This is a genomic window from Nonomuraea sp. NPDC003727 (assembly GCF_053586935.1).
The window spans coordinates 40,146-51,176 of the sequence record NZ_JBSFNE010000015.1; the positions used below are offsets into that span (position 1 = coordinate 40,146).

The 11,031-nt window shown below is 71.1% G+C and carries 9 protein-coding genes; 3 read left to right on the forward strand and 6 right to left on the reverse strand.

Annotated features, from left to right (window positions below):
• Nucleotides 1-186: 186 nt before the first annotated feature.
• Together ACWDLG_RS33270 and ACWDLG_RS33275 are read right to left on the reverse strand one after the other, a co-directional pair.
• Nucleotides 187-3,381, reverse strand: a complete 3,195-nt coding sequence (locus ACWDLG_RS33270) for a S8 family serine peptidase (protein ID WP_449927802.1) — start codon at nucleotides 3,379-3,381, stop codon at nucleotides 187-189.
• Nucleotides 3,382-4,199: 818 nt separating this feature from the next.
• Complete coding sequence (locus ACWDLG_RS33275; RefSeq protein ID WP_449927804.1) at nucleotides 4,200-4,772, reverse strand: CGNR zinc finger domain-containing protein; 573 nt, start codon at nucleotides 4,770-4,772, stop codon at nucleotides 4,200-4,202.
• A 53-nt stretch (nucleotides 4,773-4,825) separates the two neighbouring features.
• On the opposite strand from ACWDLG_RS33275, the gene ACWDLG_RS33280 reads away from it, so the two are divergent.
• The gene (locus ACWDLG_RS33280; protein ID WP_449927806.1) at nucleotides 4,826-5,674 is read left to right on the forward strand and encodes an alpha/beta fold hydrolase; all 849 of its coding nucleotides are present in this window, start codon (nucleotides 4,826-4,828) and stop codon (nucleotides 5,672-5,674) included.
• Between the two features lie 305 nt (nucleotides 5,675-5,979).
• Here ACWDLG_RS33280 and ACWDLG_RS33285 read toward each other — a convergent pair whose 3' ends face one another.
• The 3 genes from ACWDLG_RS33285 to ACWDLG_RS33295 all read right to left on the reverse strand — a co-directional run bounded on the left by ACWDLG_RS33285 (nucleotide 5,980) and on the right by ACWDLG_RS33295 (nucleotide 9,099).
• Nucleotides 5,980-6,270, reverse strand: a complete 291-nt coding sequence (locus ACWDLG_RS33285; RefSeq protein ID WP_449927808.1) for a WD40 repeat domain-containing protein — start codon at nucleotides 6,268-6,270, stop codon at nucleotides 5,980-5,982.
• Nucleotides 6,271-6,468: 198 nt separating this feature from the next.
• Nucleotides 6,469-7,566, reverse strand: a complete 1,098-nt coding sequence (locus tag ACWDLG_RS33290) for a PrsW family intramembrane metalloprotease (RefSeq protein ID WP_449927810.1) — start codon at nucleotides 7,564-7,566, stop codon at nucleotides 6,469-6,471.
• 105 nt (nucleotides 7,567-7,671) lie between these two features.
• Nucleotides 7,672-9,099, reverse strand: coding sequence for an MFS transporter (locus ACWDLG_RS33295; RefSeq protein ID WP_449927812.1), 1,428 nt, complete (start codon nucleotides 9,097-9,099; stop codon nucleotides 7,672-7,674).
• 64 nt (nucleotides 9,100-9,163) lie between these two features.
• Between ACWDLG_RS33295 and ACWDLG_RS33300 the strand changes: the two genes are divergently transcribed.
• Nucleotides 9,164-9,793: a TetR family transcriptional regulator gene (locus ACWDLG_RS33300; protein WP_449927814.1), complete on the forward strand. Its 630-nt coding sequence runs from the start codon at nucleotides 9,164-9,166 to the stop codon at nucleotides 9,791-9,793.
• Nucleotides 9,794-10,056: 263 nt separating this feature from the next.
• Nucleotides 10,057-10,680, forward strand: a complete 624-nt coding sequence (locus ACWDLG_RS33305; RefSeq protein ID WP_449927816.1) for a pyridoxamine 5'-phosphate oxidase family protein — start codon at nucleotides 10,057-10,059, stop codon at nucleotides 10,678-10,680.
• On the opposite strand, the gene ACWDLG_RS33310 is transcribed toward ACWDLG_RS33305, so the two are convergent.
• Nucleotides 10,677-10,850, reverse strand: coding sequence for a hypothetical protein (locus tag ACWDLG_RS33310; protein ID WP_354905199.1), 174 nt, complete (start codon nucleotides 10,848-10,850; stop codon nucleotides 10,677-10,679). The genes ACWDLG_RS33305 and ACWDLG_RS33310 overlap by 4 nt on opposite strands.
• Nucleotides 10,851-11,031 lie beyond the last annotated feature (181 nt).

The window sequence follows — 11,031 nt, forward strand, 5'->3', positions numbered from 1 at the left end:
GGACCTGCGGCCCCGCCCTCGGCCCGGTCGTCACCCGAGGGCGTAGGCCCGTGTCGCCGTCTGGGCGACACGGGCCCGGTCGTCATCCGACGGCGTACGCCCGTGTCACCGTCTGGGCGACACGGGCCCGAAGGTCACCCGAGGGCGTAGGCCCGTGTCGCGGTCTGGGCGACACGGGCCCGGTCGTCATCCGACGGCGTACGCCCGTGTCACTGTCTGGACGACGCCGTCGCCGGCGGCGTCCGTCACCGTGGCGCGCAGCGAGACGAAGCCCGGCGTGCCGGGGTTGGCCAGCAGCGCGGCCCATCCTGACGGAGCGGGAATCACCGGCACCTCACGCCAGCCGGCGCCGTCGTCGAAGGACACCTCCAGCTTGAGGGATCTCACCGCGGCCTGGGCCGCTCCCGGGTTGCGCTCGATCGAGATCGGCAACCGGGTCACGGATCTCGGCGCGGCGCGGTTGAGGCTGTCGAGGCCCTTCGGCGCGTAGCGCACCGCCATCAGCGGCAGCGTCTGCTGCTTCTCCGTGGTCGCCGAACGGAAGGTCCAGACCGAGTCCACCGCCGTGGACAGTGCCGCGTACGGCACCTGCCTGCGCGCCGACGCGTGCAGCGTGTACGTGTGCTCGGCCGCCGGAAGGCGCGCCGACAGCAGGCACTGCGGCGTCTCATACTGCGTGCAGTCGGCCAGATCGGTCGTGGCGAGCACGCCGCCGCCGGTGGCCAGAGTGATCGTTCCGGTGGCCGCGCCGTCGCCGCCGGTCCGTCCGGGCGCGCCGTCCGCGAAGAGCTGGTTGGCGGCGAATCGGAGCTCGTCCCCGGTACGGCTCCCGCCCGAGGTGGCGAAGGCCGGCCCGGTCACCGCCACGTTCCAGGTTTCCTGGACGGGCCCCCGATCGAGCCGCCTTCCGGTGTCACGCACCCACGACTTGCCCGCCCTGACCTCCGTGCCCCAGACGAAGCCCGGCGTCCGGTAGTGGGTGAAGGTGCTGGGCAGAGGGACCTCGTGGGTCGGGAACTCCCAGGACATGCCCGACGCCGGGTTGCGGGCACCCGCCCAGACGGATCCCGTGGTCGCCACGCCCGCGGCCCGGTAGGTCGCGGTCAGCTTCACCAGGTCACGCGTCCGCGCGGTGTAGGAGGGATCGTCCGGAATGCCGTCGGCGTGATAGTCGACCAGGTCGTAGCGGTACGGGCTCGGCTTCACGCCTTTCTTGTGCCACACCGTGCCGGCCATGTAGTGCAGGCCGGGCTGTCGTACCGGAAGCACGAGGTAGTCGAAACCGGGAGTCATAGGAGCGGCCCATCCGAAGCCCCACGAACCATGGGCGAGAAAGACCTGGAGTGAGGGCTCAGGCGCGGCGGTCGGCTCGTCCACGGCGAACTGGATCTTCTTGGCCTTCCGCGCGTCCAGCACCACGTCCTGGTCGGCCTTGCCGACCGTCACCGGAACATGGGCGGTGGTGCCCGAGGTCTCCTCGTACACCTCGGCGTAGAGGTTCCACTGGCCGACCGGCAGCCGGACCGTACTCTTCCCGTCGGCGAGGTAGAACTTGTGCACCGCGCCGGTCTCGAGGCTGTACAGCTCTCCGGCGCCGAAGGCGGGCCGGCCGTTCCTGCCGAGGCCGGTGATCGTGACGTCGTAGGACTCCGGCTCGACGAATGCACCGGCCGGCGTACGGACCACCGCGTCACCTGACCTGGCGGTGATCACCCCGGGATGGTCGCCGGGAGGCTTCCGCTCGGCGTTGATCGTCACGGTGACGGACGCCTCTCCCTTCGCCGGAACCTCCAGCCGGGCGGCCGACAGGGACAGCACGTCGCCGTCGGCGGCCAGGTCGAGGGTGACGGGAGTGTCACCGGAGTTGGCGTAGGTGATCGTCCTGGTCGCCTCCCGCTTGCCGGAATCCTTCCAGGGGAAGGCCGCCCAGGCACTGCCCGGCAGGGCCACGACCTGCTGTGCCAGCGCACGGACGACATCCACCCGGCCCGCGCCCTGGTCGTACGGCCCGGCGTCCGCGATGGGGGTGGCCGAGCCGATCAGCGCCGCCTTGAGCCGCGCACCGTTCCAGTCGGGGTGGCGCTGGGCGAGGATCGCCGCCGCCCCGGCCACGTGGGGGGCGGCCATCGACGTGCCGTTGTAGGAGACATAAGGCCCGTCTGCCTTGCCGGCCGCCGCGGCGGCCGTGATGTCCACGCCGGGAGCGGTGACGTCCGGCTTGATCGCGTGGTCGCCCTGGCGGGGACCACGGCTGGAGAACTCGGCCATCCGGTCGGACTTGTCCACCGCGCCGACGGTCAGCGCGGCCTCCGCGCTGCCGGGACTGCTGATCGTTCCAGGAGTCGAGCCGCTGTTGCCGGCGGAGATGACGAACAGCGCGCCGGTTCTCTCCGACAGCGTGTTCACCGCCTGCTCGATCGGATCGACCTCCGGCGTGTCGGGGCTGCCGATGCTCATGTTGATGACCTTGGCCTTGACCTCGACCGCGGCCCACTCCATGCCCGCCAGCAGCTGCGACTCGGTGATGTCCTGCTCGCCGACCTTGCCGACCGCGAGTCTGGCGCCCGGCGCCACACCCCGGTACTTCTCCCCGGCGCCGGCGACGATGGAGGAGACGTGTGTGCCATGGCCGACGTTGTCGCGGATGTCCGGGGTGTCGGTGAAGTTGCGCGACTGGGTGACCACCTGCTTCAGGTCCGGGTGGTCGGGGTCGTAGCCGCTGTCCAGCACCGCGACGGTGACGCCCGCCCCGGTCAAGCCCTGCTTCCACGCCTCGGGCGCGCCGATCTGCGCGGCGCTGCGGTCCAGGGTGAACGGGCGGCGCCCGTCCAGCCACAGCTTCGTCCGGCCCGCCGCGAGCGCCCGCGGCCCGGCGACCAGGTCCTTCCACGCCTTGGCCGCATCAGCCTTGGTGACGCGCAGTGCCGTCATGCCGACGGTGCCCAGCCATGCGGTCTGCCGTGCCGCCCGCGGCGTGGATGCGGCTCTCCGGGGCGACTGGCTGATCAGCGGGATGTCGGCCCGGAAGGCGTCGCCGTAACGCCACTGCAGCAGCTGCGTGACGTCGAACAGCCGCTCGTCCAGGACCCCCTGGGCGACCAGCGGCATCGCGTCGGAGGGAAACACGTACAGGTGCCCGTCACGCCGGCGGGTGTGGTACGTGACCTGCCGGTCCGGCCCCGGTTCCACCCGGTGGCTCTGTCCGGTCACCACGACCCGGTCGCCGGTGATCAGTGTGACGGCGCCCTCGGGCGCGCTGTCGTCGAGCCGGACACCTCCCCGGTCGGGCGACGGTGACGCCTGGAGCGCCGGCGCCTGGAACGTGGTCATGCCGATCGATCCGGCCAGGACGGCGGCCATCAGTCCACTGCTTAAGTTCATGCTTTCCTCTCCGTCCGAAAGACGATCTACCTCTCTGTTGGTTTCGTACGGAGCAAAAGTTCACGGCCTGGGCCGCCAAGAGCTTCCGACGCCATGAGCTGAGGCGTCGCCGGCCGATGAGTGCGCAGGCCGGCTTGAGGAAGGCCCCGTGGACGTCGGCGCGCACCTCCCAGCGGATGCGCGGGCGTCGAAAGAGGATGCGGCAGGGCGCTCGACGTAGTTCGCTCAGGCCGAAGCCGCGTTCGATGCCGCGGCGGGCCATCAGCGACCGGATCGGCAGCCGGCGGACCAGGTGGCGCCTTCCGCCGGACGCCCTCGATCGGCAGCGAGGCGGGCCGGCCTGCGACCCCCTTCCGGCGCCCTCGATCGGCCGCGGACGGGCCGGCCTGCGACCCCCTTCCGGCGCCCTCGATCGGCCGCGGGCGGGCCGGCCTGCGACCCCCTTCCGACGCCTCGATCGGCAGCGAGGCGGGCCGGCCTGCGACCCCCTTCCGGCGCCCTGTTCTGCGAGGAGTCCGTCGCGGCGTGGGAGAAGCCGAGCGCGCCGGCCGCCCGGGCCCAATCCAGCAGGACCTCGTGCGGCTGCCGCCACACCCGTCCGGGCTGAGGCGTCGGGGTGGGGAGGCCTGGCTGGGCTGAGGCGTTGAGATGGGGGAGGCCTGGCCGGGCAGCGGCGTCGGGGCGGGGGAGGCCTGGCCGGCCAGCGCCGTCGGGGCGGCGTGGGCAGGCGGTGAGAGGGCCCGTAGCCCCGGTCAACCTGCAGACGGAGACGGGAGATCCACGAAGAGGCCCGGCCGGCCGGTGATGGGCGCGGCGGGCTAGTGGTCGGTACGGCGGGCGCGGTGCAGGCGGACCTTCTCCCGGTTCCCGCACCGCTTCATCGAGCACCACTGCCTGGTGCCCGCGTTCGACCGGTCGGCGAAGCGGATCCCGCAGGTAGGTGAGGCGCACACCCGCACCTGGCGCAGGTCCGGCCCGCCGATCAGTTCGACGGCGTCGCTGGCGATCTCGGCCAGGGCCGCAGCCACGGGATCGGCCGGCGGGAGCCGTGCGACGGACAGGTCGGGGGCCAGCTGGACCAGGGCAGGTTGCCGGCGCGCGGCCCACCGGTTGATCGGCTCGGGGAAGCCGCTCTCGCCCGCGATGGCCGCGTCGAGGCACCGGCAGATGGCCTCTCTCAGCTCCCGCGCCTCCATCAGCATCGTCGTCCCCGCCACCGCCGACTCCTGCGGGCTGGTGCCGAACGGCAGGTCCTCGGGCAGCCCGAGCCATTCCAGCAGGTCCTCGGGCTGGAGCAGCAGCTCCCGGCCGCCCGTCTTGCGGTCCCGATAGGTATTGACGAAATCCAGTGCCGGACGCCCGCCGTCCCACACCCAGTCTCGCGCTCGCATGCTTCTAACCATATGATGGGGTTAACCCTGTAACCACATGATGGAGTTACGCCATGGTGGAGTCACGGATGGCCGCGGTCGGCGACCTGCGCATGCACTACCTGATCGAAGGGGAGGGGCCACTGCTGATGCTGCTGCACGGGTGGCCGCAGAACAGCCACTGCTGGCGTCACCTCATCGCCCCGCTCGCCGAGCACTTCACGGTCGTGGCGCCCGATCTACGCGGTTACGGGCTGACCGACAAGCCGCGCACCGGGTTCGACAAGCGCACGATGGCCGCCGACGTGCGCGAGCTGGCGAGGCAGCTCGGCCACGAGAGGGTCTCGCTGGTCGGCCACGACAGGGGAGGGCGGGTCGCCCACCGCTACGCCCTCGACCACCCCGACGAGGTGGAGCGCCTGGTCGTCATGGACATCATCCCCACCAGGGAGATGTGGCGGCGCTTCGACATGAAGACGGGCATCGCGCTCGGCACCTGGCACTGGACCTTCCACCTTCAGCCCGACCTGCCCGAACGGCTAGTGGAAGCCGACGTCCGCGGCTATCTCGGCTACTTCTTCGAGAAGTGGACCGTCCAGCGGGCCGCGCTCGACGTGGAGGAGTACTACCGGGCCTTCTCGCAGCCCGGGGCGCTGCGGGCCGGCTTCGACGACTACCGCGCCTCCTTCCCTGACGACGCGGCGCACGACGACGCCGACTACGACGCGGGCAAGCGGCTGGAGATGCCGGTGCTCGCGCTGTGGGGTTCGGCGGGGCTGCCTGCCCGGGTCGGGGTCGAGGAGGTGTGGCGCGACTACGCCCGCGACGTGCGTGGCGCGGAGATCCCCGACTGCGGCCACTTCCTGGCGGAGGAGCGCCCTGACGTCGTGCTGTCGCACCTGCGCGACTTCCTGAAGGTGTAGCCGACGACTTCCTGAAGGTGCAGCCGACGGCGATCCGGCCCCGGCGCCACGCCAGGCATCGTGGCCGAGCCCCAAGCCAGGGCGAGTCCGGCGGTCGTGGGTTGCGGTTGTGCGTGTGGTCGGATCGGGCGTTGGGATCGGGTGTGGTTTTCGGGCCGGGGTGAGTCGGGGTCGCGGTCGTGGGTTGCGGTTGTGCGTGTGGTCTGATCGGGCGTTGGGATCGGGTGTGGTTTTCGGGCCGGGGTGAGTGGGGGTCGTGGTCGTGGGTTGCGGTTGTGCGTGCGGTCTGATTGGGCGAGAGGGCGTTAATGAGAAATGTCCGCGAGGTCCCAGGTTCGGATGCTGCCGTCGCTGCCGCCGGAGACGGCGATTGGTTTGCCTTTGAGCATGGTCACCGCGACCCCGCTGACGGCACCGTGGTGGCCGGGGAGGGGAGGCAGGAGCGGTTCCATCGTCCGCGGGTCCCACACGATCACCGTGCCGTCGTCCTGCCCGGTCACCAGCACCGTCCGGGATCCGACGCGCGTGACGGCCATGGCGGTGGAGCGGATGCTCAGAGCCTTGCCATACGGTTCGCCCGTCGTGGCGTCCCACAAGCGGATGCCGCCCCATCCGGGGGCGTATTTGCGCTGGAAGAAGACGATGGTCTTGCCGTCGACCTGCCCGATCGCCAGGGATTCGGCCTCGCCGCCGCTCGTGCCACCCGAACCCTCCCGCGATGCATATCACCGCTGATGGCCGTCTGTCGGCCCATCTTCCCGCGGGGCGACCAGAGGATCAATGGAGGGGAAGAGTCACCAGTTTCGGGCGGTGCCCATGACGTGCAGCAGGGCATCGCGGCGTCCGGCGAACGTGGCCTGCGCCATGCCTTCCCGCTCGGCCCGGATGTGAAGCATGGCCAGCTCGGTCGCCGCGTGCTGGTAGTCCGACATGGCGCGGGACCGTCCAGCCTTCTTGGCCCAGGTGCGCGCGTGCCTGCGCGCCTTCAGCGAGCTGAGCATGCCGATGTCCTGCTGCGTGAGGACACCGGTCGGCAGGTAGCCGGGCAGGACACTGCCGATCTTGGCGAGCACCCGCCTGCGTTCGGTAAGGATCACCACCACGAGTACGACGATCACCGTGAACTCCAGCAGGTAGACCCCGCCCAGCGCGCGAACGCCGCCCAGCGTCGCGGCGCCGTTCCAGAGGCCGTGCAGCAGCACGGCGGCCAGGTAGCCGAGCGGGATGGCCAGCCACCTGGCCGGGTTTCGCCTGGTGGCCGCGTAGGCGACGCCGAGCCCGATCATCGAGGTGTAGACGGGGTGGCCGAGCGGCGAGACGAGGCCGCGCAGCACGAACACGCCCATCGCGTCGTCGGCCCCGCCCTCCATGAAGGCGATCGCGTAGTAGCCGACGTTCTCCACGAGCGCGAAACCGAGCCCCGCCATGGCGGCGTAGATGATGCCGTCGGTCAGCCCGTCGATCTCCTTCCGCCTGCGCAGGAGGAGCAGGAGTGCCGCCCCCTTCAGGCCTTCCTCGGTGACGGGGGCCAGGACGACGGTGCCGATGTCGTTGACCACCGTCTCGCCGTACCCGGCGCGGCGGAAGAGCTCCTGGCCGGCCATGCTCAGGATGACGGCCAGCACGACGGCCACTCCCGCGCCCCAGACGAACGCGAAGGCGAGATGGAGCCTGGGTTCGGGCTCCAGCCGGTCGAGCGCGAGTACGGCGCCGAGCAGGATGGGCAGGGGCGCCACGGCCATGAGCGCCGCCAGGCCGAAGCCCGAGGGTTCGTTGGACATCAGCATCAGGGCCAGCATCAGCAGCGCGCAGATGCCCGAGACCACGAGGCCGATGATGAGAGCTTTGCTGGGGCGCGGTGAGAGCACCGCGGGGCGTGTCACACCAGTCACGCTCTCACATTGAGCTGTCGCGATAGACGGATAGTTGACGCGTGCTTGCGGGCCCTCACAAGGGGTCCCTCCCAAGCACCCCTGGAGAGGTCGGGTACGGCGCGGCTACGGCTGGTCGGCGGCGGCCGGAGGGCGGAGCATCGCGTGGATCCCCACCGCCATCGCCAGGGTGATCCCCGCGACGGCCCATACGACGACCTGGAACGCCGCGGCGAGCTGGGGGCCGCCGCCGGGGCCGCCCGCCGCGATCGTGTTGGCCAGTTCCGCGTCGCCGACTCTGGCTTGGACGAGGCTGACCAGCGCCGAGCCGTACACCGCGATGACGATCGCCTCGCTGCCGATCCGCAGCGTGTTGACGAAGCCGGCGGCCATCCCGGCCCGCTCGGGTTCCACCATGCTCATCGCCAGCCCGTCGCCGACGCCGAAGCCGAGGCCCGCGCCCACCCCGACCAGCAGCAGCGGCGCGACGGGCGGCGCCGCGTCCGTCGTCGCGAGCCAGGCGTTGCCCGCCGCGAACAGCACCACCGCCACGGTCACCAGCGTCCTGGCCGGCACGCCCCTGTTCAGCAGCCAGCCGCCGACCGGCGGGGCGATCAGCACGGGGGCGGTCATCACCAGCATCCACAGGCCCGCCTGCTGAGGAGATGCGCCGTGGACGCCGGCGAAGTAGGTGGGCAGGTAGGTCAGCAGTGTCACCATGCCGAAGCTGGTGGCGACGGGCACGAGGCTGAGCGCGAGGAAGCGCCGGTTGCGCACCAGTGTGAGGTCGAGGACGGGGTGGGGGCTGCGCCGTTCGACGGCCGCGAAGGCGACGAGAAGCGCCGCGGCCGCGGCCAGCAGACCCAGCACGACAGGATCTCCCCAGCCCGCCTGCGGTCCCTGGACCACCGCCACGGTCAGCAGCCCGAGACCGGCGACGAACGTCACCGCGCCCTTGACGTCCACCTGCGGACGACGCGGGGCGCGCGATTCCCCGATGAACGGGATGCCGGCCAGTGAGAGGGCCAGGATCAGCGCGTTCGACAGGAAGATCGCCCGCCAGCCGAGCCCGCCGACCAGCCAGCCCGAGATCGTCGGGCCGAGCGCGAGCCCGATGCCCGCGACAGTGCCGAGCAGTGCGAAGGCCCGGGTTCTGGCCGGTCCGTCGAACGCGGTGGCCAGGATCGCCGCGCCGCCGGCCATCACGCCCGCGGCGCCGACGCCGGACAGCGCCCTGGCCGCGTCGAGCAGCCAGATGCCGTCGGAGATGGCGGCCACCACCGACCCGGCGGCGAAGATCGCGGCTCCGGTCGCGAACACCCTGCGGCGGCCGAACAGGTCGGCCAGCGAGCCCGCGACCAGGGTGAAGGAGGCGAAGGTGAGGTTGTAGGCGTTCATCACCCACTGCAGCGGGGCGCCCGCCGCGCGCAGGTCGGCGCCGATTCCGGGCAGCGCGACGGCCGCGCCGGAGATGGACATGGGGACGACGAGGAAGCCCAGCAGGACCACGGCCATGGTCAGGGCGGGGCTCGAGGAGCGCGTTTGAATTGCCACTCGGCAGAAAATGCCACTGAGTGGCGTTAGCTGTCAATCGGCACTTTTGCGTTAGGGTGATCGCATGGATCTACGCGAGCTGCCGCTTCGGGAGCGCAAGAAGGCCCGCACGAGGCAGGCGCTGACGGAGGCGGCGCTGCGGCTGTTCACCGAGAAGGGGTTCGACCACACCACGCTCGACGAGCTCGTCGACGCCGTGGAGGTCTCCAAGCGGACCTTCTTCCGCAACTTCCCGAGCAAGGAGGACGTCGCCCTGGCGGCCGACACCGAGCTGTGGTCGACCTTCCTGGACGAGGTCGACGCGATGGAGGTGGCGGGGCTGGTGCTCGACGCCTTCAGGACGGCGCTGCGGGTGAGCCTCGAGCGGATGGACGAGGGATGGGGCGCCAGGTTCCTGGCCACCAGGGCGCTGTGCGCGGTGACCCCGGCGGTGCAGGCGCACAGCCTGCGCTACTGCGACCAGACGACGCAGGCGGCCTTCGCGAGGATGGGCGCCCGGGCGGGGTTCGACGCCGAAGACGTACGGCTGAAGCTGGTGATCGAGGTCGCGATCGCGGCGTGGCGGCACGCGGCGCTCAGCTGGACGGCCGACGGCGGGCCGGGCGGGCTCGCGGGACTGCAGGAGCGCCTCGACACGGCCTTCGCCGCCATCCCCGACAGCATCGCGCTGACCGGGGCGAACGCCGACCGGTGAGGTGGCCGGCCGTAGGGGGTGTCGCGCGGCGCGATGCGGCGGCCCGGAGCGCCCGCGCCGCAGGAGGGTCCGGCCGTGCTGACGGACGGTGGGTGTCGCGCGGCGCGGCGATCCAGGGGCCCGTGCGTTGGGTGGGGTGGGTCCTGGGTGCCGGATGGTCAGAGGTGGCCGAACGGTGGGGTCGGGTGGGCGACCCGGTGGTGGTGATGGTGGCGGCATGGTCGAGGATGGGCACGCCAGAGCCGTCCGGCAGAGGGGATCACATGGACTGGGCCGAGATCACGTCCGAGGAAGAGCTGCGCGACCTGCTGGGCGAGGTGATGCCCAGGGCCGCAGCCAAGGATCGGTTCGCGCTGCACGAGCGCGACAAGGAGTGGCTGGCCAACTCCCCGTTCTGCCTGATCTCCACCGCGGCCGCCGACGGCACGTGCGACGTCTCGCCCAAGGGTGACCCGCCCGGCTTCACCCACGTCATCGACGACACCACCATCGCGATCCCCGACCGTCCCGGCAACCGCCGGGCAGACGGGTTCCTCAACATCCTGACCAACCCGCACGTCGGCCTGCTCTACCTGGTGCCGGGGCGGGGCGAGACGCTGCGCATCAACGGCAGGGCCAGGCTGGTGAGGGAGGCGCCGTTCTTCGACGAGATGATCGTCAAGGGCCATCGGCCGCGGCTGGCGCTGGTCGTGGAGATCGAGCAGATCTTCTTCCACTGCGCCAAGGCGTTCCTGCGCTCGACGCTGTGGAAGCCGGAGACGTGGCGGCCCGACGCCATGCCGTCCCACGCGGCGATCCTGAAGAGTGTCCAGAAAGTGGAGGAGTCCCTCGAAGAGCTGGAGCGCTACTACGGGGACTCCTACCAGGAGAAGCTGTACAAGTCCTAGGCGGCGGACGGGGGTCCCGAGGGCAGCCGGATCACGTTGCGGCCGCTGTATGCGCTCAGGTCGACGACCGTGGTGTCGGTCTGGGTGTGGTTGCGGCGGCCGGTCTTCCTGATGTCGCGGACCTTGTGTCGCGCCACCCGCGGCGGCACCGCCTCAAGCCTCGTGTTCACTGAGCCCCCCGGCGTGATGTTTTTGTTACATCACATTACTTACAGATTGCCCCATAAGTCCCATGTAAAGATCGCGTCAGTACGGAAGCCGTCGTCCGGACGGCGACCGCAGGTCCAGGTCCTGAGGCCGGCTCGGCTGGCGCTTGGACGGTGTCTTGACGATCCTGGTGCGTCGCATGGT